18 protein-coding genes are annotated in these 22,894 nt (G+C 63.1%); 8 read left to right on the top strand and 10 right to left on the bottom strand.

From position 1 onward, the window contains the following. Entirely contained in the window at nt 1–1,563 is a 1,563-nt protein-coding gene (locus ACFQ6H_RS00455; protein WP_378642597.1) for a YfcC family protein, read from the bottom strand. Further along, nucleotides 1,560–2,936: a M20/M25/M40 family metallo-hydrolase gene (locus ACFQ6H_RS00460; protein ID WP_378642600.1), complete on the bottom strand. Its 1,377-nt coding sequence runs from the start codon at nt 2,934–2,936 to the stop codon at nt 1,560–1,562. Before ACFQ6H_RS00460 ends, ACFQ6H_RS00455 begins: the two co-directional genes overlap by 4 nt. Nucleotides 2,937–3,086: 150 nt before the next feature. Here ACFQ6H_RS00460 and ACFQ6H_RS00465 point away from each other — a divergent pair, with 150 nt between their 5' ends. Genes ACFQ6H_RS00465 through ACFQ6H_RS00480 form a run of 4 tightly spaced genes read left to right on the top strand, consistent with a single transcriptional unit; the run spans nt 3,087 to nt 10,096 of the window. Then, complete coding sequence (locus tag ACFQ6H_RS00465; RefSeq protein WP_378633432.1) at nt 3,087–3,722, top strand: TetR/AcrR family transcriptional regulator; 636 nt, start codon at nt 3,087–3,089, stop codon at nt 3,720–3,722. 25 nt (nt 3,723–3,747) lie between these two features. Beyond that, the gene (locus ACFQ6H_RS00470) at nt 3,748–5,475 is read left to right on the top strand and encodes an AMP-binding protein (protein WP_378642604.1); all 1,728 of its coding nucleotides are present in this window, start codon (nt 3,748–3,750) and stop codon (nt 5,473–5,475) included. Next, complete coding sequence (locus tag ACFQ6H_RS00475; protein WP_378642609.1) at nt 5,472–8,669, top strand: carboxyl transferase domain-containing protein; 3,198 nt, start codon at nt 5,472–5,474, stop codon at nt 8,667–8,669. Before ACFQ6H_RS00470 ends, ACFQ6H_RS00475 begins: the two co-directional genes overlap by 4 nt. Before the next feature lie 56 nt (nt 8,670–8,725). Continuing rightward, nucleotides 8,726–10,096, top strand: a complete 1,371-nt coding sequence (locus ACFQ6H_RS00480; RefSeq protein ID WP_378642614.1) for a sulfatase — start codon at nt 8,726–8,728, stop codon at nt 10,094–10,096. Here the strand turns inward: ACFQ6H_RS00480 and cysC are convergent. The 8 genes from cysC to ACFQ6H_RS00520 form a co-directional block, all read right to left on the bottom strand. Then, nucleotides 10,093–11,973 (bottom strand): adenylyl-sulfate kinase, encoded by a 1,881-nt coding sequence (gene cysC, locus ACFQ6H_RS00485; RefSeq protein ID WP_378642618.1) that lies wholly within the window; start codon nt 11,971–11,973, stop codon nt 10,093–10,095. The two genes, ACFQ6H_RS00480 and cysC, sit on opposite strands and share 4 nt — an antisense overlap. Further along, the gene (gene cysD / locus ACFQ6H_RS00490; protein WP_378642623.1) at nt 11,973–12,887 is read right to left on the bottom strand and encodes a sulfate adenylyltransferase subunit CysD; all 915 of its coding nucleotides are present in this window, start codon (nt 12,885–12,887) and stop codon (nt 11,973–11,975) included. The genes cysC and cysD overlap by 1 nt, the downstream gene beginning before the upstream one ends. Next, a complete protein-coding gene (locus ACFQ6H_RS00495; protein ID WP_019746329.1) occupies nt 12,884–13,693 on the bottom strand; it encodes a Stf0 family sulfotransferase in 810 nt (269 codons plus the stop codon). The genes cysD and ACFQ6H_RS00495 overlap by 4 nt, the downstream gene beginning before the upstream one ends. A gap of 122 nt (nt 13,694–13,815) precedes the next feature. After that, on the bottom strand, nt 13,816–14,757 hold the full coding sequence (locus tag ACFQ6H_RS00500; RefSeq protein WP_378642627.1) for a copper resistance D family protein: 942 nt from the start codon (nt 14,755–14,757) through the stop codon (nt 13,816–13,818). Nucleotides 14,758–14,761: 4 nt separating this feature from the next. Further along, nucleotides 14,762–15,280 carry a copper resistance protein CopC gene (locus ACFQ6H_RS00505; protein WP_378540943.1) on the bottom strand — a complete coding sequence of 173 codons (519 nt, stop codon included), beginning with the start codon at nt 15,278–15,280 and terminating at the stop codon, nt 14,762–14,764. Further along, entirely contained in the window at nt 15,280–15,948 is a 669-nt protein-coding gene (locus tag ACFQ6H_RS00510) for a YcnI family protein (RefSeq protein ID WP_378642631.1), read from the bottom strand. Before ACFQ6H_RS00510 ends, ACFQ6H_RS00505 begins: the two co-directional genes overlap by 1 nt. 52 nt (nt 15,949–16,000) lie before the next feature. After that, nucleotides 16,001–16,516, bottom strand: a complete 516-nt coding sequence (locus tag ACFQ6H_RS00515; RefSeq protein WP_003944165.1) for a hypothetical protein — start codon at nt 16,514–16,516, stop codon at nt 16,001–16,003. A 14-nt stretch (nt 16,517–16,530) separates the two neighbouring features. Beyond that, nucleotides 16,531–17,184 (bottom strand): DUF6474 family protein, encoded by a 654-nt coding sequence (locus ACFQ6H_RS00520; protein WP_378445457.1) that lies wholly within the window; start codon nt 17,182–17,184, stop codon nt 16,531–16,533. Nucleotides 17,185–17,308: 124 nt separating this feature from the next. On the opposite strand from ACFQ6H_RS00520, the gene ACFQ6H_RS00525 reads away from it, so the two are divergent. From ACFQ6H_RS00525 to ACFQ6H_RS00540, 4 genes are all read left to right on the top strand, one after another. After that, nucleotides 17,309–18,865 (top strand): TM0106 family RecB-like putative nuclease, encoded by a 1,557-nt coding sequence (locus ACFQ6H_RS00525; RefSeq protein WP_378445765.1) that lies wholly within the window; start codon nt 17,309–17,311, stop codon nt 18,863–18,865. A 468-nt stretch (nt 18,866–19,333) separates the two neighbouring features. Beyond that, nucleotides 19,334–19,543, top strand: coding sequence for a hypothetical protein (locus tag ACFQ6H_RS00530; RefSeq protein WP_378642635.1), 210 nt, complete (start codon nt 19,334–19,336; stop codon nt 19,541–19,543). Between the two features lie 217 nt (nt 19,544–19,760). Continuing rightward, nucleotides 19,761–20,339: a hypothetical protein gene (locus ACFQ6H_RS00535; RefSeq protein WP_378642638.1), complete on the top strand. Its 579-nt coding sequence runs from the start codon at nt 19,761–19,763 to the stop codon at nt 20,337–20,339. Between the two features lie 134 nt (nt 20,340–20,473). Continuing rightward, on the top strand, nt 20,474–22,801 hold the full coding sequence (locus tag ACFQ6H_RS00540; protein WP_378642643.1) for a putative bifunctional diguanylate cyclase/phosphodiesterase: 2,328 nt from the start codon (nt 20,474–20,476) through the stop codon (nt 22,799–22,801). Nucleotides 22,802–22,894 lie beyond the last annotated feature (93 nt).

Below are 22,894 nucleotides of genomic sequence, written 5' to 3' on the forward strand. Positions count from 1 at the left end.
CTACTCGAATACCGCTGCCGCGCCGATCACCACGACAACGATCACGAAGTTGATCAGTAGCAGTGGCCAGACGAAGCGCAGGAACTTGTCGTAGCCGACCTTCGCCATGGCCAGCCCGCCGACAACGACGACGTTGGTCGGGGCGACCATCAGCATGAGGCCGTGGCCCATCTGGAAGGCGGTGATGACGAGTGCGCGGCTTACGCCGGCGAAGTCGCCCAGCGGAGCGAGCAGCGGCATCGCCAGGGTGGCGTGACCGGAGCTGGACGGGATCAGGAACGCCAACGGGATGTTGACGAGCATCACGAGAATGGCGAAGACTCCTGCCGAAGCACCGCTGACCAACTGCTCCATCGCATTGAGGATGGTGTCGAGGGTTTCGGTATTCGTCATGATCACCGAGACACCGCGAGCGAGCAGGATGACGATCGCCGGGCCGACCATGTCGCCGGCTCCACGCGTGATCAGGGAGACGATCTTCTTCTCACCCATCTTCGCGACCACGCCGACGAGAACGGCGGCGAGGATGAACAGCATCGCCAATTGCGGGAACCACCAGTTCAACTCGAACCAGTAAGGCTCGGTGGTGGTGACGTGGTACGCGTCGTACTCGGCCGGCCCGGTCGTGGCGCCGAAGATGCTCGACCACGGGATGACGGAGAAGATCATCAATCCGAATGTGAGCCCGGTGATGAGCAGCACCAGCTTCTGAGTTCCGGTGAGCTTGCCGTCGATGTCCACCGGCTCGGCCGGCTCTTCGTCTTCGTCGTCCTCGATGTCGAAACCGACGAGCGACTTAGTGGGATCCTTTTTCACCTTCGCGGCGTAGCGGAGAACGAATGCCACTGCCACCGCGGTCAATACGATCCACAAGATCACGCGCAACACGATGCCGTCACCGATGGAGACGCCTGCCTCACCGGAGGCGACGCCGATCGAGAACGGGTTGACCGTCGACGCCATGTTTCCGACCAGAGCGCCGAGGATGATCATCGTCGCCGCGACCATGCGGTCGTAACCCAGTGCCGTCATCAGCGGTATGAGCAGGGCGTAGAAGCCGAACGTCTCGACCGAGAAGCCCATCGTCGAACCGAGCAGCGAGAACAGCACCATGATGACGGTGATGAGCAACCAGCCCTTGTCGCTGAGCTTGGTAGCGAGTTGGGAGACAGCGGTTTCCAGGCTGCGGGTGGCAAAGCTGACCGAGATGAACGCACCGAGCGCCATGATGAAGAGGACTACGCCGACCGAACCGAAGAGCCGTCCGATGTTGTCGGTGTCGACGAACCCGGTGATCGAATCCTGTACGCCGTACAGGCCGTTGACGGGAGAGAGGATCAGTTGCTGGATTCGTTCCCAGAACGAGAGCGGAGACGTGACTGTTTCGAAGCTGCCGGGAACGGGTGAGCCGTCCACGTCGACGCCGAAGCGTCCGGCCGGAATGAACAGTGCCGCAATCCAGACCAGAATGGTGACGATCGCGAGCATCGTGACCGCACCGGGAAACTCGAACTTCTTCTTGGCCGGCGTTTGCGGGGATCCCGTGTCGGTCTCGGTGCTCATTTCTTCCCCTCGAAGGTGTCGGCGTACTCCTGGAAGAACAGTGCTTTGGCGACGACGGCCTTCTCGAGCTCGTCGAGCAGTACACGTTCGTTGGGGCCGTGGATGTTTGCGTAACCGTCGGTGGCGCCGAACAACAGCTTCTCGGCGGTGGGCACTGCTGTATCCAAGGCCATCACGAGGGGGATCGAGCCGCCGCCTGCCATCAGCCCGGCCGGCTCACCCCAGGACTGCGAGAGTGCAGACAGTGCCGCGTCGAAGGCCGGTCCACCTTCGGCTGCTGCAAACCCGTCGCCGGTTTCTCCCGCGGTGACGGTCAGTTGCAAACCGAAGGGGCGCAGGGCTTCCAGATGCCGTATCAGGGCAGCTTGTGCCTCCACTGCCGGTTGACGCGGATGCACACGCAGATTGATCACGGCGCGGGCTGTGCTTGCGACGGCGTTGACCGCACCGTCCACCGGGGGAGCGTCGATGCCCGTCACGGTGATGGCCGGGCCCGACCAGATGCGTTCGCCGATGCCGCCGGTTCCGAGCAGGGGGAGCCCGTCGCGGATCTCGGCGAGGGTGCGGAACTCTTCCTCGGTGTACGAACTACCGGTCCACGGTTCGCGTAGGAGGCCGTCGACTGCCACGTCCCCGTTGTCGTCGTGCAGCGACGCCAGTGCGCGGATGAGCGCGAGGCGGGCGTCCGGTGCAGCGCCGCCGTAGAGGCCGTTGTGCTTGTCGGCGCCGAGAGTGGTGAGTTCGACGATCACCTGGGCGGATCCGCGCAGTGCGACGGTCAGGGTCGGTGATCCGGGGCGAACGCTGCCGACGTCGGCGATGACCATTGCGTCGGCCGCGAACAATTCGGGGGCTTCCGGCGGATAGTTGTCAAAGGGGCTGCCGAATTCTTCCTGGCCCTCGATGACGAGCTTGACCGTCACCGGCGGCTTTCCGTCGAAGACTCGAAGTGCACCGATCATGCCGATGACATTTGCCTTCGAATCTGCCGTACCGCGGCCGTAAATCGCGCCGTCACGCTTGGTCGGTTCGAAAGGCGGAGAATCCCAGAGTTCGACGTCGTCGGCGGGAACGACGTCGTAATGCGAATACATCAATACCGTCGGGGATCCGGCGGGGCCGGGAACTGTTGCAATGATGACGGGCGCGGTTTTACCTGTTATGTCGAGTTTCTCTATCTTCGTGACTCCGGATTTTTCCAGTAGAGAAACGATCAGATCGTGAGCTTCGAAGAGGGGCTCGCTGGGGAAACCCTCGGTCGCTATCGACGGGATGCGAACAAGTTCGACTAGTTCCGACTCCAGAGTCGGCATCAAACCTGCAACTGTTTCCTTGATCGTGGAATAGGAGGGTGACGCGGATTCTTCCGGCACGGAACTGACTCCTTCTGGAAAAGGCGAAAAGCATTAGAGGCAGAGTCTTACACCCGATATATGGGCTGTGAAAGGGCAACCCGAACAAAAGGCCGAAGTCGGTCGTCGGGGCTGCGATTCTTGACATTGACGTCAACGTCAACACACACTGTGACGGTGACCACCAGCGAAACGCAGGAGCGAGCGCGGACAGCCCGCAAGCTCGGGGACGGTCCACGCCGTGCCGGCTTGCTCGACACTGCGGCGCTCTGTTTCGGCGAACTCGGATACGACGCCGTGACGGTCGAGACGATCACGACCAGGGCCGATGTGTCCCGGGCGACCTTCTACGCGTACTTCTCGTCCAAGGACGAGGTCTTCCGCGCCGTCGCCGAAATGATGTGCGGACGGTTTCTCGACGCTCAGCACATGGAGGGGCCAGCGGCCGAGGATCTACGCGAAGTTCTCCGAACGACCACATCGGCGTTCATCACGGCCGTGTACACCTATGGGGACCTGCTCGCGGTCATCGAGCACCGGGCGCGGGTGGATTCCGAGGTCGAGAGCAGTTGGTCGGCGGTACGCGAAAAGCTCGTTAGCCGCTACGTGCGCTTCGTCGAACGTATTCGTCAGGTTCACGACGTAGATCCCTGCGTTTCGCCTCCGGTGCTCGTGCAGATGATCTCGGACGCGCAGATGGCCGGTGGAGCACGATTGAGCAAAGCGAGTGCCGACGAGCAGAACCAGTTCATCGCAGATATGACGACGATGTCCGAGCGGTTGATCGGGTTCGAAGAGTCGAAATAGATTTCTTTTACGAATGGAGTGATCGGTGGCAGAACAAGACGTGCTCGAAGCGGCTCTGGCGGAAATCTCCGCGCTGCAACAAGCGCATTGGCCCGCCGGCATTCCCCGCGCCGTCGAGTATCCGCTCGAAGGCGGGGGGCTTGTCGACTACTTGCGGCATTGGGCGGCAGAGCGGCCGGATACTCCCGCAATCGTCTTCTACGGCCGGGTCATCACGTATTCCGAATACGACGAGCTTTCGGATCGTTTTGCCGGATGGCTGCTTTCGCTCGGCGTCGAACGCGGCGATCGCGTCGGCGTTCACCTGGTCAATTGCCCGCAGTTCCATATCGCGATGCTCGGCATTCTGAAGGTCGGCGCGGTTCACGTACCGATCAATCCGCTCTTCCGTGAACACGAATTGATTCACGAGCTCAACGATGCGGGCGTCACGGTTCTTCTGACGCAGAACACTTTTTCGAAGTTGGTGAAGAAGGTTCGCTCACAGACTCCGCTCGAACACGTCGCGAAGACCGCAGTGTCGGACATGCTGACCGCGATCCCGACCGTCGAACTGCCCTTCGAGGTGGACGATCCGCGCCTGAGCGACTGGCAGTCGATCATCACCAGTGAGCGGGCGACTCCGGTTACCACCGATCTCGATTCCCTTGCTGCTCTGAACTACACGGGCGGAACGACGGGAATGCCCAAGGGCTGTGAGCACACTCAGCGGCACATGGTCTACACCGCGGCCACGGCGACGCTTGCCGGCGGTGACCAGGTGGGTGCCAATCCGCCGGTGTCCCTGGTGTTTCTGCCGATCTTCTGGATCGCGGGTGAGGACTTCGGCATCCTGGTTCCGCTCGTCAACGGCGGAACCGTTGTCTTGCTGAATCGTTGGGATGCGGAAACCACGCTCGACGCGGTCGAGACGTACGGCGTGACCTCACTGGTCGGAACCGTCGACAATTACGTCGAACTGATGGACACATCAGGATTCGCGGAGCGAAATCTCTCGACACTCCAGAACGCCATGGCAGTCTCGTTTGTCCTCAAACTCGATCCGGCCACACGCCAGCGGTGGCGCGAGGCCACCGGCGGTGTTCTGCGCGAAGCGAGCTACGGCATGACCGAAACCCATACCGCGGACACGATCACCCTCGGCTTCCAGGACGGTGACTACGACCTGAAAAGCGAGCCGGTGTTCTGCGGAATACCGGTGCCCGGCACCGACGTTCTGATCGTCGATCACGACGGCAGGCCGGTTCCCGTCGGCGAGCACGGACAGATCATCGTACGCAGTCCGTCGATCCTTTCCGCGTACTACCGCAACGACGCTGCGACGGCCGACGCCATCCGTGACGGCTGGTTGCAGACCGGCGACGTCGGAAAGTTCAGTGAGCGTGGTGGTTTGCACTACCTGGCGCGGAACAAGGAAATGATCAAGACCAACGGCATGAGCGTCTTCCCGTCCGAGGTGGAAGCGCTGCTCATGCTGCACCCGGCGATCGAAAAGGCTGCGGTGGTGCCGAAACCGGACCCGGACAAGGGGCAGGTGGCTTTTGCGTTTGTCCAACTGGTCGAGGGTTCCGACACTGCGGCCGACGAGATCGTCTCGTGGGCGAAGGAGAACATGGCCACGTACAAGGTGCCCGAAGTGGAAGTGCTCGAGGCGCTTCCGATGACTGCGACAGGAAAGGTGCGCAAGGGCGATCTGTTCGAGCGCACTACGAAGTCTTCATGTGCGGCCCCGGCCACTCAGGGGGACAAATGAGACTGCTGATTGCGAACCGCGGCGAAATTGCGCTGCGGATCATTCGAACTGCCCGTGAACTCGGCATCGAGACGGTGTCGGTCTACGCCGAGGACGACGCGTCCAGTCCGCACGTCGCGGCGGCCACGGAGTCGGTGCCGCTCGGAGCTTCGGGCGCTTCCGCCTATCTCGATCAGGGCGGCTTGCTGAAGATCGCGGCCGAAACGGGCGCCACACACGTGCACCCCGGCTACGGATTCCTCAGTGAAAACGCTGAATTCGCGCAGGCGTGCGCCGACGCGGGCATGGTCTTCGTCGGCCCGGACGCCCAGGTTCTCCGGACTTTCGGCGACAAGGCCAGTGCCCGCACCGCGGCTGTCGACTCAGGAGTGCCGGTCCTGCCGTCGACATCGGCGAACGCCGCCCTCGACGAGGTGCGCGAATTCTTCGAGCGCAACCCCCGCGGCATCATGATCAAGGCGCTCAGTGGCGGCGGTGGCCGCGGCATGCGCGCGGTCCGTGACCCGAAAGCGCTCGACGACGCGTACCGTGTGTGTGCGGCCGAAGCCCAGTCGGGATTCGGCAGTTCGGCACTGTTCGCCGAAGTACTCAGTGAGCACGCTCGGCACATCGAAGTGCAGATCGTGGCGGCACCGGGGCAAGGCGGAACCCATGCGCTCGCTCTGGGTGACCGCGATTGCAGCGTCCAACGTCGGCATCAGAAGTTGATCGAGGTAGCGCCCGCGCAGGGGCTGTCGGGGGCCCTGCGCGAGCGTCTGCACGCCGCGGCCGCGAGGCTGTGCGCCGAGGTCGGCTACCGCGGAATCGCGACGGTCGAGTTCCTCGTCGAGGAACGCGGCTTCGTCTTCCTCGAAGTCAACCCCCGAATTCAGGTGGAGCACACGGTAACCGAGGAGGTCACCGGGCTAGATCTCGTCGCCGTGCAGCTCGCGATCGCGGACGGAGTTCCGTTCGAAAACCTGGACCTACCAACCGGAATCACCGCTCTCGAGAAGGACTCGGAGACAGTCGGATCCGTGGCAGTCGCATCGGGAATCGCGATCCAGGCCCGCGTCAACATGGAAACCATGACGCCGGACGGCAATGCGTTGCCGTCGTCGGGCACGCTCGACACCTTCACTCCTCCGAGCGGGCCCGGTGTGCGAGTGGACACCTTCGGCGCGGTCGGGCTCTCGCCGAGTGCCCGTTACGATTCCCTGCTGGCGAAGGTGATCACCCACACGCGTCGATCGGATTTCCCTGCCGCGGTGCGCAAGTCGATTGCTGCTTTGAGTGAGTTCGCCATCGACGGCGTAGCGACCAACATCGATTTCCTGCAGGCAATTCTGTCCGACAAGGACTTCCGTGACGGCTTGGTCGACGTCGACTGGTTGGCTTCGCGGTTGACGGACCTCGTTCCCGAAGCCGGCCCAGAAACGCCCTCCTCGGCTGTGGACGTGGCACCGGACGAGGATGTGGTCCGTGCGCAGATGGCGGGCATCGTCGTCGAACTCGCCGCCGTCGGTGACGGCGTCCATGCGGGTGGCCAGGTTGCCGTCCTCGAGGCGATGAAGATGCAGCATGTTCTCTCGGCTCCCGGTGATCTCGAAGTGGTCCGGGTCCTGTCGTCACCGGGGAGGTCGGTGGGTGCGGGCGAACCGTTGCTCGTCGTCCGTAGTGCAAGCGCGGGATCGAAGCTCGCAGAGGTCGACGAGGTGAACCTCGACGACGTGCGTCCCGATCTCGCGGAGATCATCGCTCGCCACGAGGTGACCCTGGACGCGGCCCGGCCCGCGGCAGTGGCGAAGCGTCACAAGCTGGGACGCCGGACGGCTCGCGAGAACGTCTACGACCTGGTCGACGACGGCAGCCTGGTCGAGTACGGCGCTCTCGCGCTGGCGGCGCAGCGTAGTCGACGCAGCGAGGAAGACCTGATCGCCAACACTCCGGCTGACGGTTTGATCGGCGGAGTGGCGACCATCAGCGGCGGCGAGAGCGTCGTGATCTCGTACGACTACTCGGTGCTCGCCGGTACCCAGGGCATGCGTAATCACGCCAAGACCGACCGCCTGCTCGAGATCGCCGACCGCAAGCGAGTTCCGGTGGTGCTGTTCGCCGAAGGCGGCGGCGGTCGCCCGGGTGACACCGATGCGGGCGCCGGGGCGGGCCTCGAGCTGGGAACCTTCCGCGCCATGGCGGCGCTGAGCGGGCGGGTGCCCATGGTCGCCGTCGTGTCCGGTCGTTGTTTCGCGGGCAACGCGGCCCTGGCCGGCGCGTGCGACGTGCTGATCGCAACACCGGACGCCAATATCGGCATGGGTGGTCCTGCCATGGTCGAGGGCGGCGGGCTCGGAACCTTCCGCCCCGAGGACATCGGCCCCATCGACGTGCAGCGCCGTAACGGCGTCGTACACCTGGTCGCTGACGACGACGCTCATGCGGTGGCCCTGGCCAAGCAGTACCTCGGCTACTTCCAGGGTGCGAGCGGAGAATGGACGGCTCCGGATCCGCGGCTCTCCCGGCATGTGGTGCCGGAGAATCGCCTGCGCTCGTACGACGTTCGTGGAGCAATCGACGCAATCGCGGACGTCGACAGCGTTCTGGAACTGCGTCGAGACTACGGACGCGGTGTAGTCACTGCACTCGTTCGCGTCGAAGGAGTTCCGTACGGTGTGCTGGCGAACAGCAGCGAGCATCTCGGCGGAGCGATAGACGCGGAAGCCTCCGACAAGGCTTCGGATTTCCTGGAACTGCTCGAAGCGCACCGCATTCCTCTGGTGACCCTGTGCGACACACCGGGATTCATGGTGGGCCCGGATTCGGAGGAGGAGGCGACGGTTCGAAGGTTCGGCCGGTTCTTCGTTGCCGGTGCTCGCCTCACCGTGCCGTTCGGAACGATCATCCTGCGCAAGGGTTACGGGTTGGGCGCCATGGCAATGGCCGGTGGTTCCTTCCACGCCCCCGAGTTCACGGTGGCGTGGCCGACGGGCGAGATCGGGCCGATGGGTCTGGAAGGCGCCGTGCGTCTCGGTTTCCGCAAGGAACTCGAGTCCGTCGAAGATCCGGTGGCTCGGGAAACACTGTTCGGTCAGTTCGTGGAACTGGCCTACGCACAGGGCAAGGCGCTGATGGCGGCGACCACGTTCGAACTGGACGACGTCATCGATCCGGCCGATACCCGCGGATGGATCAGACAGCTCGGCAGAAACAGTTGAGATCCTGCTGATTCGAGCTGTTGCCGCATGTGGGCAGGGCAACTAGCCTTGCCCACGTGTCGGCTGCGCGAGATAACGTCCTGATCATTCATTGGCACGACCTGGGGCGACACCTCGCGAGTTACGGTGTCGCCGGGGTCAACAGCCCCCATCTCGACCGTCTGGCGGCAGAAGGCATCCGGTTCACCGACGCACACGCGACGGCGCCGCTGTGCTCGCCTTCGCGCGGTTCGCTCTTCTCGGGCAGGTATCCGCACAACAACGGTCTGATCGGGTTGGCGCACCACGGCTGGGAGTACCACGCGGAGGTGCAGACGCTTCCGCAGATCCTCTCCGACAACGGTTGGTACACCTCGCTCTTCGGCATGCAGCACGAGACTGCGTATCCGAAGCGACTGGGCTATCACGAGTACGACGTCACCAACTCGTTCTGCGACTACGTGGTTCCGCGTGCCCAGAACTGGCTACGACGCTTCCCGCCCGAGCCGTTCCTGCTCACCACGGGATTCTTCGAAACGCATCGGCCGTACCCGGCGGATCGCTACACCCCGGCGGACACCGCAGTGCTCGAGGTTCCCGGATACCTTCCCGACGTGCCGCAGGTGCGCGAGGATCTGGCCGAGTTCCACGGCAGCGTAGAGGTAGCGGACGCCGCGGTGGGGGAACTGCTCGCGACCCTCGAGGAAGAGGGGCTTGACGAGAACACCTGGGTCTTCTTCCTCACTGATCACGGCGCGGCGTTCCCGCGTGCCAAGTCGACGCTCTACGCCCCGGGTACCGGTATTGCCTTGATCGCTCGGCCTCCCGCGCGGTATCGCAGTGGCGGAAAGGAATACGAGACACTGTTCAGCGGTGTGGACCTTGTTCCGACCATTCTCGATCTGCTCGGAATCGACGTGCCCACCGAGGTGGAAGGGTGCTCGCACGCCGATGCCCTCGTCGATCGCGGAACTGAACCCTCCGAACCTGTCCGGACCTCCCTGTTCACGGAGAAGACCTTTCACGACAGCTTCGATCCCATTCGCGCGGTGCGCACCAAGGACTACAGCTACATCGAGAACTATGCCGTCCGCCCGGCTCTGGATCTACCGCTGGACATCGAGGACAGTCTTTCCGGAAAAGCACTGGGCACCGAGCATCTGGCGGTGCGCGCACCTCGGGAGCTGTACGACCTTCGTGCCGACCCCGACGAGAAGGTCAATTTGATCGATCGACCGGAAGTCTCGGCTGTACAGGCGGAATTGTCTTCGCAGCTTCACAACTGGCGCGCCGAAACCGACGATCGTCTCCCCGACGAGGCATTGGGTAGCGCGATGGCCGTGCACCGCATGGCGGCGTACCTCGAGAAGATCGGTGTCCGGCCCAACGTGCGGTCCGCCTACAGCGCGGACCGCGGCTATCTCGAGTCGGACACCGAAAACCCCTAGGTTTGAGCGGTCTCTCGCTCCTCCAACAATGCGATGACCCGCTCGACCAGTTCACTGATGTCAGCGCCGGTCGTGTCGAAAGCCAGGTCCGGAGCTTCCGGGGTTTCGTACGGTGCGTCGATTCCGGTGAGTCCCTTCAGTTCACCGGCCCGCGCACGTGCATACAAGCCTTTGGGATCTCGACGTTCGCATTCCTCGACGGGAGTCGTGACGGCAACTTCCAGGAAGGTGAGGCCGGCAGCTTCGTTGAGAGCACGCGCAATCGCTCGATCCGAACGCAGCGGCGAGACCATCGACGCGATGGCCACCACGCCGGCGTCGGCGAACAGTCGAGTGAGATGCCCGACGCGACGGATGTTCTCAGCCCGGTCTCCCGGCGAGAACCCGAGATCGTCGGAGATGCCGTGGCGCACGTTGTCGCCGTCCAGAAGATACGCGGTGCGCCCGGCCTCGACCAGCGCACGTTCGACAGCCACGGCGACGGTGGACTTTCCGGAGGCAGGTAGGCCGGTCAGCCAGATCGTGGCGCCCTTCTGTGTAGTCGACGCCCACCGTCGTTGACGCTCGAGTGAGGACGGGTGCCATTTGATGTCACTGCGGGTCTGCTCGCCGGGAACAACGACGCGGGGTTCGAGAATGGTGCCTGCGCCGACGGTGTCGTTGCTCTGCTCGTCGATCAGAATGAACGCACCAGAGTCCCGATTGTGGTCGTAGGTATCGGCGACCACCACGGAACTCGTTCGGAGCGTCACCGTTCCGATGTCGTTGAGCCCCAGCTCCACCGGGCTGTCCTGCTCGTCGAGTGTCTCGGGGTCGAGTCGGGTGTGCAGCTCTTGAACCGTCGCTCGCACGGTCCGGGACGTGTGTTTGAGTGCTATGCGGTCACCGGCGCGCAACGGGGCGTTGGACAACCAGCAGATCGTGGCGTCCAGTTCTCGGGCCAGCACGGGCAAATGAGCCTGCGCGCCGCCACTGACCAGAACGTCGCCGCGTCCGACGTCGATGTCGTCGGCCAGTTCCACCGAAACCGACAGTGGTGCAACGGCAGTGATGCGGTTGTCGTCGAGAGTGTCCAATCCGATCACAGTGCTCTTCGATCCGGACGGCAGAACCACCACTTCGTCTCCGACGCTCAGCGTGCCTGCCGAAATTCGGCCGGTGTATCGGCGACGGTTCTGCGGATCGGGGCGCGAAACCCACTGCACGGGAAGCCGGAGCTCTTCGGTGCGGGTCGCAGGCGCATGGAGTTCGACGCCTTCGAGGTACTCGAGGAGCGTCGGACCGTCGTACCACGCGGTGTTCTCCGAACGGGTCACGACGTTGTCGCCGGCTTTCGCGGAAACCGGGATGGCGAGTACGTCCTCGCGTCCTACTTGCCGCGCCAAGGCCCGCAGTTCTTCCTGTACCTGAGCGAATCGCGCTTCGTCGAAGTCCACCAGGTCGATCTTGTTCACTACTGCCACAAGGTTCGGAACACCGAGCAGCGCAGCGATTCTGGCGTGCCGACGCGTCTGACGCAGCACTCCGGTTCTCGCGTCGACCAACAGGACGGCAACGTGTGCGTTGGATGCGCCGGTGAACATGTTGCGCGTGTAGCGCTCGTGTCCCGGAGTATCGGCGAGGACGTAACTTCGTGTGGGAGTGGAGAAGAATCGGTAGGCAACGTCGATCGTGATTCCTTGTTCACGCTCGGCGCGCAGTCCGTCGGAGAGTGCGGCCAGATCAGCGACACCATCCTCGTCGGTCACGGAATCGAGATGATCAGTGGGCAGGCTGCCGGTGTCGTGCAACAGCCGGCCGATCAGTGTGCTCTTGCCGTCGTCGACGCTACCCGCCGTTGCCAGTCGCAGGAGTTGGCGAGTGATGGTGGTGGTCATCAGAAGTAGCCCTCACGCTTTCGGTCTTCCATCGCGGCGACCGAGGTTCGGTCGTCTGCGCGAGTCTCGCCTCGTTCGGAAACCGTCGCGGCCGAGATCTCGGTGACGACGTCGTCGATGGTGGTGGCGTGCGATCGAACGGCGCCGGTAATGGTCAGATCGCCGACGGTTCGGTATCGCACCCACTCGGTCGTTGCCGAGGCATTCTCGGCGTCGGTGCTGAATTCGGAAGCGGCGAGGAGCATTCCGTCGCGCTCGAATACCCGCCGCTCGTGCGCGAAATAGATGGACGGCAGTTCCAGTTCCTCCTGGGCGATGTAGCGCCAGATGTCGAGTTCGGTCCAGTTGCTCAGCGGGAAGACACGAACGGACTCGCCGCGTCTGATCCGACCGTTGTAGAGCGACCACGGTTCGGCCCGTTGCGCCCGAGGATCCCACTGGCCGAACTCGTCACGGAAGCTGAGGACACGTTCCTTGGCTCGCGCGCGTTCCTCGTCCCGGCGGGCGCCGCCGAATGCGGCGTCGAATCGCCCGCCTTCGAGAGCGTCGAGCAGGGTTCTGGTCTGCAGGCGGTTTCGCGATCCGCTGGACTCGGTCGACTCCTGCACTCGACCCTGGTCGATCGAATCCTGAACGGAAGCAACCAGAAGTGTGTGCCCGCCCTCCTTGATTCGGCGGTCGCGAAATTCGATGACTTCCTGGAAATTGTGGCCGGTGTCGACGTGCAGGACCGGGAAAGGGAGTGGGGAGGGTCGAAACGCCTTCTCGGCGAGTCGAAGCAGGACTATCGAGTCCTTGCCGGCCGAGAAGAGCAGTACCGGTCTTTCGAGTTCTGCCACCACCTCTCGAATGATGTGAACCGCTTCGGATTCGAGAACTCGGAGTTCGTCGACAACGTCGGTGACGGTGCTCATGTGACGGGGTATCCGTTCTGTTCGGCGTCGATGCGATAACGCTGCACCCATTCGCGGGAGCGTCCGTCGCTCTGACGACGCAGCGGCGGAGGTGGGGCCAGTTGTCCGTCGAGGCCGAGGGAGATGAGGGTTTTTGCGACCACGGACTGCGGGTCTTCGGTGAGATCGCGGAACCCGATCTCGATGGGGGAGATGTCCTCCTCTTCGAACCAGCGCTTCCACTGGCGTTCCTGCTCACCGAGAATCGTCACCAGGTGTGCGATTCCGAGCGCGTTGTACTGCGCACCGTCCGAGAGATTCGGTGGCGTCGCGTCGTCGCGCCAGACCTGTGTCTGCACGGCGCGCCACATCGACACAGCTTGAGCTACGACATCTTCTCGATAGACGTGGATGAACTGCAGGTCGTGATCGAGGGTGTCGTGGAGTGCGGAACGTAGGTCCGTCCCACTGCGCCAGGGCAATCCGGCCGCGCGATCGAGTAGGAGCGGCGTCTGGTTCCACATCAGCTTGCCACCCCAGACTCCGTTGGGGGTTCGGCCGAGTTCGAGAAGTTGTGTGCGCCACTGTTCGGAGGTGCGAGTGTCCGGCGTGCCCGGGTGGAAAGGGGCGAGCAGACCCAGGACGGACTCGTCCGTCACGTCCTCGAACCACTGCCTCGGTTGCGGCGATCGCGAGGTCTCGGGGAGGTACTGGAAGAACTCTTCCGGCTCACCCGCAACCCCGGTTGCTCGCAGGGATTCGACCAGCAAAGTACTGCCGCTGCGCTGCGAAGCGCAGACGAGAAACGAGCGTTGGGCCTCCGTCATGCGAGCAACGCTAAGGGGGGCCGGAAACCGCCGCAAGCTGGGAAAATAAACTCACGTAGAGGTTAAATCTCGACGTGAAACGTTAAATGTGCGGGTCACGAAATGTCGCGCTGAGGCACGTCTTACGCAGTTGTCGCAAGGGCCGCGGCAAGCCCGAAAGCGATGGCCATGAAGACAACTTCACCGACGGCGCGGCGAAGGGATCCGTCCGCACTGATGCGGTGTGCGGCACTTGCGACCACCCACGTCCGGCGCCACCACCAACCCAGTGCGACGAGCAGGGCGATCGCCACGATCTTGGCGAGGATCACCCGGCCGTAAGCGGTGTCGTAGAAGGCGGAGAGCGAGTCGAGTCGCACGACGGCGTTGACGATACCGGTGACGACCAACGCGAGGACGCATCGCCAGGCGAGGGCGGAGTACTTTGGCAACCAGATCGCCCAGGCACCGCGCGACGGTACGGCAAGCGCGAGTGCGGCGAGCACGCCGAACCACAAGGCCGCAGCGAGGACGTGAACGGCGTCGAGGATCGATCCGAAGCTCTGCTGCGCCATGTGCCCGGTGATCGGGCGGGCAGCGAGGGCCAACGCGGAGACGACCAATGCCGGTGCGACGGGAACGGTCTCGGGATTGGTGAATCCGTAGACGGCGTAGCAGACGACGGCAAACGCGCACGCGATGATCGCGACGCCGACGCGGCCGACGTTGACCTCGGAGACGAATGCGCCGAAGTGCCCGATGGTCAGCGAGGTGACCGGGGCGCCGTCGGCCGCTGCGGCATTGAGCACGAGGAGCGTGATCTCGGCGACGAGCCACACTGCTGCCACCGCGGTGAGCTGAGTCCACATGACGGCGGGGGTTGTTGCCGGGCGGCGTTCACTGCGGCCCATCCAGGCGAGCGTCGCGATGCCGAGCGTCAACGAACCACATCCGATCGCGAGAACGCGGACCGTGCTGGACGATTCGGGTCCCGACGGGCTGGCGAGGCCCCAGGCGATCAGGACTCCCAGCAGAGCTGTGGGTACGGCAAACAGCAACCACCACCTGTTTGCCGTACCCGTCACGCGATCAGCTCGACTTCGGCTTACGGAGCACGAAGAACAGCGCACCGCCGAATACGACGATGCCGGCGACGATGAAGATCCACACCGGCATGCTGCCGGACTCCGACTCACCCGTGCTCGACGCGGCTGCAGCGCCGGGAGTTCCCGACCCTGCCTCGGTGAGGGTGAAGGTCAGGGTTCCGTTGACGGGGTGACCGTCAGCGGAGGTGACGCGGTACGCGATGGTGTAGACGCCGGTCGGTCCGAGATCGCCGAGGTCTGCACTGACAGTGGGACCTTCGACGGACGGATCGCTCTTGGTCCAGAGGTTGCCGTCCGGGCCGGTGACGGTCAGTGCCGCGAACTGCGCCTGCAGGGCCTCGTTGAACGTGACCGAAACCTTGTCAGGCGCAGCTTGAACGGACGCGCCGTTTTCCGGGTTGGAGCCGACCACCGCGGAGTGTGCACTGGCAGTGCCCATTCCGAGCATCGTGGCCAGCATCGCGAGCATGCCGACGGCGATGACCTTGATCCGGGTACTCATCAGCGCTTGCTCCTGACCAGTGCGCCGAGACCGAGTGCAGCGCCCAACGCGCCGAGCACCAGGCCGACGCCGCCGAGCCAACGGGCGGTGTTGTCCGACGAAGAAGATTCGGATGCGGCGGAAGTCTCGGCAGTGTTATCGGCAGAGGGGGCTCCGTGGGCATCACCGGTGGATGCGGCGAGAGTCAGCGTCGGCGCGGGCTTGTCCGGCTCACTGCCGTCGGCCAGCTCTTCCTGATCCCAGTTGACGACGTTCCCGTCGCTGTACGTCTGGACGGCCTTGAACTCGACCTCGTCCTGCTCCGGCAGCGGGCCGGCCGAAAGAACGAACTGCTGGAACTGGCCGGGTGCGATTCCGACGCCGGGGTCGGCGGTCCAGGTCACGGACTTGGCGACCAACGTGGTGGGGTCCTTCTCCACGACGGCGGTCCAGCCGGGCAACGGTTCGGTACGTGCCGACTTGAGGTCGGGGAGCGCCACCGTCAGCTTGGTGGTCGAAGCGGTGTCGGATTCGGTGGGCACGCGGAACGTGAGAACGGAGTATCCGCCCTGCGTAGCTCCTGGTGCGACGACGCTGACGTGTGCTGAAGCAATTCCGGCGGCCAGCAGCACGGCGCTGCCGGTAGCAACGGTCGTGACAACCGCACGCGAAATCAGGGTGTTCTTCATGTCGGGAAGTGTCCTCTTGGTCTGGTGAAGGGGTGGGGAGTTCTACGAATCTTCAGACCAGGGCAGGAGGACCGCGCCGCGAGATGCTGGCGCGCAGTAGAGCGTCGACGGGTCCGTGATGGATTCCGGTCGAGACGGTGTGACCGCGGGAAGTGACGGCGGCGGGCGCCAGGGACGCCAGGACGACGTGAAGAGCGTGGGTGACAACCCGGTAGAGGCGCTCGGCGGCCAGGACCGCCACCGCACAGGCGACGGTGGCACCGGCGTGAGCACCGAGCATCACCAATCCCGGAGCGGGCGAATGAGCGTGCTCGGAGAGCGTCATGGTGGTGTGCGCGGCAAGCTGACCCAGGCCGAGAGCCACGATCAGTGCAGCGGGCCCCCGAGAGAGGGCGGGAAGGGTGGCCGTCACCGCGCCGACGGTTGCGCAGACCGCGAGCAGCAGGGTCAGCGACGACGACTGTGGCAGCTCGCCTCCACCGATTCCGTGCGCAGCGACAGCGAGAGCAGCCGAAGCGGAACCGACAGCTGTCCCCCGGAGGGTCGCGGTCTGCTCGGCTGCTCTCACTGGCTTACTCAGGTCTAGCGCACGCCGAGACGTGCGAGCAGATCTGCTTCGACGCCGTCGAGTTCGGAAGAAATTGCCTGATGAGCTGCCTTACGGCGAGCCTGCGGCATCTGCTCCGCAGCGCGAACTGCCGTGCTGAGGTCGCCGAGGCGCTCACGGATGGCGGCGGCAAAACGCTGCGTCTCCGCGTCGTCGGGCTTGCGGCTGAGGATCTCGGTGACCGAGCTCTCGGCACCGGCGATACGAGCGCTCAACTTCGCGCCGTGACCGGTGTAGTCACCGAGCTGGTCGACGGCGATGCCCATCTTCTGTGCGCGCGTGGTGTCGAGCTGGGCGCGCACTGCCGTGGCCGCACGGTAGGCGATCGGCAGGAGAACGGGGGCAAGCAGACGTGCCACACCCAGGTACTTACGCACCTTGGCGACGGTCAGGCCCTGATTCGCAGCGGCCTTCTCCTGCGCCTTCAGGGTCGCGATCTGCGCCTTCTCGATCTTGTGCGCTGACTCGATCTCGGCTTTCTCCAGCTTCTTGAGCGACTTGGTCTCGACCTTGTCGCGCTTACGCTGGCTCTTGGCGTTGAGCTTCGCCTCGACCTCAGCCTTGTGCTTGAGAGCCTTTGCCTCCGCCTTGCGGGTGGCACGAGACTTTCGCTTCTTGAACAACCCCATCGAAAAGGACCCCGTTTCCAGGTGTTTGTGTGTTGCCAGGTACCTGCGCTTCGGCTTCAGCCTAGGGGAGCACATAATCTTCGTCATCGTGTGTTCCGTTAACAACCCCGCGCCCCAGCTCCCGATCATCGATTCGGGGGCGTTGACCCGATGCCGTCATCGGGTGCGTCTGGACGGGTTGTTTCCCGGGAAATCGGCTTCGGAACCCGTCGACACCGGCGTGAAGCAGCGCCAGGATGCCGCGATCGCGAAGCGCGCGGAGATCGCCGACCTGGTGATCGGCGCTGCTCCGGAGCGTTGGGTGAAGATCAACCCCGATCAATCGGCGTCGGCGCAGGCTCGCGACACTCTGGCTGCCTGTGAGGCCGGCGCGGACCGGATCTGGGGCGCGGTCTTGCCGGTCGAGCGCGATACCGGCCGCAAGGGCCGCTGCGAAATGCTCATCCGTGACGACGAGGGCGGCGGGTACATCCCCGTGATCGTCGTCAATCACAAGGTGACCGATCCGGGTCAGGGCGCGATTACCTCGGGGCTCTTCGAGTGGGAGCCGGCGGTCGATCCCAAACGCAAGGTCCGCAGTCAGGTCCGCGATCAGATGCGCGTCGCGCAGGTCTATCGGATGCTCGAGCGTCGTGGGCTGGCGAGCCCGTCGCTGACGGCAGGCGCGATCGGATACAACGGAGACTGCATCCTCGTCCACGACCTCAGTGCGATCCTCGACGATTACGACGAGCGTTTCGCCGACCGTATCGCTGTGGCCCGCGGTGAGGTGCTGACGTCTCCGTCACAGGTGAGCGAGTGCAAGTCGTGCCCGTGGTGGACGGAATGCAAGCAGGAGTTGGTCCGCAACCGTGATGTCAGCCTGGTCGCTGTCGGATCGCGGGCCGAGCTTCTGCGCGACGTCGGCTGCAACACGATCGATCAGCTGGCCGCCTGGGACGGTGAGCCGCTAGAGGATTGGCCGCACGGAAATTTCGACGACGCAGTGGTGATCGCCAAGGCGTGGTTGGTGGATGCTCCGTTGGTGCGGCGGTTCGAGAAGATCTCGGTGACTCGGGCGGACATCGAGATCGACGTCGACATGGAGAGCTATCAGGAGCACGGCGCCTACTTGTGGGGAACGTTGCTCAATGTCGGCGGCTTCTCGATGTATCGAGGATTTGCGACGTGGGATCCGTTGCCGACCCGTGACGAGGCGCGGTCGTTCGCAGAGTTCTGGGGCTGGCTGATGGCGGAACGTGCCGCAGCCGCTGCTTCGGGCAAAACCTTTGCCGCGTACTGCTATTCGCGTTCGGCCGAGGACAAATGGTTGTTGGACTCGGCGCGCAGGTTTGCCGGTGAACCCGGGATTCCGAGCAAGGACGAGATCCGCGAATTCATCGACAGTCCACAGTGGGTCGACATCTATCAAGCGGTGAGTGATCAGTTCATCTGCCCGAACGGCAAGGGACTCAAGAAGATTGCCCCCGTCGCCGGGTTCAACTGGCGTGACGCCGAAGCCGGTGGTGAAGCGTCGATGGCGTGGTACCGCGAGGCGGTCGGCTACGACGGTGAGCCGGACGAGACGCAGCGGACACGCATCCTGCAGTACAACGAGGACGACGTCATCGCCACCAAGGTCCTACGTGAGTGGATGACGGACCGCGCGGAGAAGGAAATTCCGCTCGCCTCGGACCTGTAAGCCGGCGGCCTCGACGTATACTTGGCCGACGTTGCACGAGTCAGGGGGGCTGACTCGTACGTCCGAGGGGGGATCGTGGGTACGTTTGCGGCAGATATCGCTGAATTGAAAAGCTTGGGCGGGGTGCTGCACGGGCTCGCGGATGAAGCTGGTCGGCTGAGCGTGGGACCGTCGGCCGGTGCTCCTCCGGCCGCTGGGGGCACGTTTGTCCCCATGGCGCCTGGGCCCTTGCTCGGGAATTCTTCTCTTGCGCCTGCGAATACGGTGCTGACCTCTTTTCTCGAAGCATCAGCGATCTCGCACGAGCTTGTCGAGGGTTTGCTGGTTCCCTCATTGCGGGAACTTGATGATCGATAGTTCGGGGAATTCCTTGCAGAGTGCGATGATCGGGAAGCCTCCGGGTGGGGCAGATCAGGCGGCCCTCAACCCTCCTGATTTCAGCGTGACACCTACAACACTCTGAGGGCAGTGCCCGAGATGCCCATGGAGATCCGGGATCAGTACGGGAAGTACTTCGACGAATCGGGGCAACTGATGAGCTGGAATGAGATGGTGAAGACTGAGCCCGACGATATCAAGCTTGGTGCGGACTGCGCGGAAATGTTCGAAGTCTTGGGTGGTACCGATGCGGATGGCATTTTGCATGCATATCAAATCGTCGTGCTGACCGATGGATAAGCGCGTTCGGAGCTTAGCGGTTTTGTCTCTATGTGTCGCTCTGGGTGTATCTGCCTGCGGTACATCGGATCCCGAGGGTCGTGGCGCGACCACCGAAGTGGTCCCGGCCTTCGACAACTTTGTGCCGAACGTGTGGTCAGCAGATGCCGGCGTCGATTTGTTCTCGCGTGGATCGGAACTGCTGCGAGCAGCGTTCGAGCCGAGACGCTACTGGCCTGTGATCAGTGAGGTCGACGACTTCTTTCCAGGCTATACCTCGGCTCTTGTGGAACAACCGCGCCCGGGGCAGAGCACACGGTTCGCTGAGCGGGCAGAGTATCTGGCTCCTTTGGGGGAGACCGTATTTGCTCATATCACCGACTACTCTGCAACGGATACCGAGGTGTCGGGCACGGTGTGCAGCTACATGATCAATACGACGGAGGGGCGAAACTGGTCGGTAGAGTTTCCGGACCACGCGTATCGAATTGTGTTGAAGAATCGGGGCGAGAGTCCGGGTTTGCCGGGCGTTGTCGATTCCGATCCCGAGCGAGGGGAGCCTGGGGACCGTACGCCATCCTGGGATGTGTTCGGGTCGTGGAAGATTCAGCCCTACGTCTATCTCTCGGGGTCGTCGAATCCCCCTGCGAATGGCGGCAACGGTATTCCGCCAGGGTGCCAGGATTGGTGGTTGCAGCAGTTTCCGGAGCTGATCTATGAAACTCCGACTGCGCAGTTGCGGCGCCAGCCAAAAGGCTTTGTGGCTCCGGTATTGCCGTTGGGTGTGCAGTATCCGGGGTGGATCGGTCCGTCGTAGCGCCTCCAATGTCCTAAAAGTATGAAATGCCCAAGTTGGCAATGAGGTTCGCTACCCAATTATCTCCCATAGGGTGTCGCTCCTGCGTGCACGCGCTACCTTCATCTGGTCGGCTCCACGATGGAGGGTGTTAAATGCTGAGCAGGCTGACTTCGAGTGCGAGCGACGCCGAACTGTCTGACGTCGAGCGGCGCGACCTCTTCGCACGCCAGATACTGCAGGTGACGACGGTCGCGCCACTGGCCAACATGGTCAATGTACTCAGCGTGTGCGCTTTGCTTGCGTATGTCATACCCCCCGGTCACAACGAGTTTCGGGTGATATGGGGTGCTGCGGCCTTCTTGGTCGTCCTCAACTCGGTGCGTGTCTGGATACCGCGAGTCGTCCTGAAGGGTCGGTACACGCCCAAACATACGACGAGGTACGACTACTGGGCGCTCATGCTCGAGGTGATCCTGCTTGGGCTTCTGCTTGTCGTTCTCGCCGCCGCGATGCTTCCCGTGACGGACAACTCGCGAAAGCTTGTGCTTATAGCGACATTCGCCGGGGTCATGGGTGCCGGCGCCGTAGCATTGTCGACGGTTCGGTCGATAGCGGTAGCGTGGATTCTGGTGCACAGCATCGGATTGCTCGTCGTTATCCTGCCCAAGAGAACCACGGAATACGCTGTCCTCTCATTCCAGTTGGTCGTTTACTCGGTGACACTGATTATCGGCGTCGTGTACCTCTGGGCGTCGTTCCGAAGTCGTTGTCTTGCCGAGTTCGAGGCTGCTGCCGAGCGTCAGACAGTCGGTTTGCTCCTCGACGATTTCGAAGGCGGGTCACGCGACTGGCTGTGGGAAGTCGACACCACCGGGACGTTGTCGCACACCTCCGCTCGGCTGTCGGAGATCTCGGGCGTGCCCGTTTCCGACCTCCGAACCTTGTCACTGAGGGGTTTGTTGGATCGGCTCGACGTCGGTTCGACGAAAAGCGGTCGAGCCGCGGTCCAGGTCATCGGAGATCACCTCGATCGCCTCGTACCGTTTCGAGAGGTCGTCGTTCCCGTACGTGTTGACGACGTCGACCGATGGTGGTCTCTGTCGGGTCACCCCAGGCTTTCCGAGTCCATGGAGTTCGTGGGTTGGCGCGGCGTGGGTTCGGACGTCATCGAGAAGTACAGCTACGAACGGCGAATTCTGTGGCTGGCTGCAACCGACGGACTGACCGGGCTTCCGAATCGCCGGACGTTCGGCACGGAGCTGTCCGACGCGCTCGGAACCGTCCGGACAGGCGAGCAGGTTCTTGTCGGCATCCTCGACCTCGACAATTTCAAGTCGGTGAACGACACCCTCGGGCACCCCGTCGGTGACAAATTGTTGATTTCCGTTGCTGCACGGCTCAATCGGGTGGTTGACGGTGCCATGTGTGCCCGAATCGGTGGTGATGAATTCGGGCTCATCGTGCGTGGGTCGCAGGACAGCGGCACGGTGTTCGTACGTTATCTGGCTGCATTGCGCGAGCCGTTTTTCGTGCGGGGAAATCGAATCGAGGTTCGGGCATCGATTGGTTATGCCAGTGCACCGGCAGACTCCGAAGACGCCGACACTCTCGTCATGTCCGCCGACCTGGCGCTGTATGCGGCAAAATCCGCTGGTAAGAACCGGGTAGAAAGATACTCACCGGTGCTGCGGGCGCGGGCCAGGGAACGAGCATCGGCCCTGCAAGAGCTTGGACTTGCGATCGAGTCCAGGCAGTTCGAGCTGTACTACCAACCGCAGGTTCTTGCAGACAATGGACGCGTCGAGGGATTCGAGGCACTGCTTCGCTGGAATCATCCGGTGCGGGGAGTGCTTGCGCCGCACATTTTCATCGATGTCGCGGAAGAGACGGGCTTGATAGTCCCGTTGGGGCTCCAGGTTCTGCACATGGCGTGCGCCGAGGCGACGACGTGGCCCGACGACACCTACGTGACGGTGAACGTCTCTCCGGTGCAATTGATGTCGTCCGGCTTCGGATCAGCAGTCAACGATGCGTTGGAGGCAACCGGTCTGTCCAGCAAACGACTTCAGCTGGAAATCACAGAAACGGGAGCGGTCGAGGAGCTTGCCGTCGCCGAGCTGGATCGCCTACGCGCCAGCGGGATTGCGATTGCCTTGGACGACTTCGGAACCGGCTATTCGTCTTTCGAGAGTTTGAAGAAACTGCCATTGGACATTCTCAAGATCGACCGGTCGTTCATCACCGAATTGAGCGAAGGTGATTCGGCAGTTGTCACGTCGGTGGTCGAGGTGGCGAAGGCGCTCGGAATGCAGTCGTTGGCGGAAGGCGTGGAGACAGCCGACCAGTTGAGGCTCTTGCGCACCGCCGGTTGCGAATTGGTCCAGGGCTACTACATCAGTCGACCGATGCCGGCGACGGAAGTGGTCGAGTACCTGAGCGCAACTGCACAAACCAATGGTGGATATTTTCATGCGTTCTGACAGCTGTGCGCCTTTATTAAAAGCGGCCCGTTAAAAAAAAAGCACAACAGGGCTGTATATAATAAAAAAAAACCAACCCACCACAAAAAAAAA

It is taken from the genome of Rhodococcus sp. NPDC056506 (genome assembly GCF_042794945.1).
GTDB lineage: Bacteria > Actinomycetota > Actinomycetes > Mycobacteriales > Mycobacteriaceae > Rhodococcus_F.

Bases quoted from the DNA above. Each gene is read 5' to 3' on its own strand.
- ACFQ6H_RS00505 (WP_378540943.1), bottom strand. From the start codon at position 15,280: ATGAGTACCCGGATCAAGGTCATCGCCGTCGGCATGCTCGCGATGCTG.
- ACFQ6H_RS00495 (WP_019746329.1), bottom strand. From the start codon at position 13,693: ATGACGGAGGCCCAACGCTCGTTTCTCGTCTGCGCTTCGCAGCGCAGC.
- ACFQ6H_RS00540 (WP_378642643.1), top strand. From the start codon at position 20,474: ATGCTGAGCAGGCTGACTTCGAGTGCGAGCGACGCCGAACTGTCTGAC.
- ACFQ6H_RS00510 (WP_378642631.1), bottom strand. From the start codon at position 15,948: ATGAAGAACACCCTGATTTCGCGTGCGGTTGTCACGACCGTTGCTACC.
- ACFQ6H_RS00520 (WP_378445457.1), bottom strand. From the start codon at position 17,184: ATGGGGTTGTTCAAGAAGCGAAAGTCTCGTGCCACCCGCAAGGCGGAG.
- ACFQ6H_RS00475 (WP_378642609.1), top strand. From the start codon at position 5,472: ATGAGACTGCTGATTGCGAACCGCGGCGAAATTGCGCTGCGGATCATT.
- ACFQ6H_RS00455 (WP_378642597.1), bottom strand. From the start codon at position 1,563: ATGAGCACCGAGACCGACACGGGATCCCCGCAAACGCCGGCCAAGAAG.
- cysC (WP_378642618.1), bottom strand. From the start codon at position 11,973: ATGACCACCACCATCACTCGCCAACTCCTGCGACTGGCAACGGCGGGT.
- cysD (WP_378642623.1), bottom strand. From the start codon at position 12,887: ATGAGCACCGTCACCGACGTTGTCGACGAACTCCGAGTTCTCGAATCC.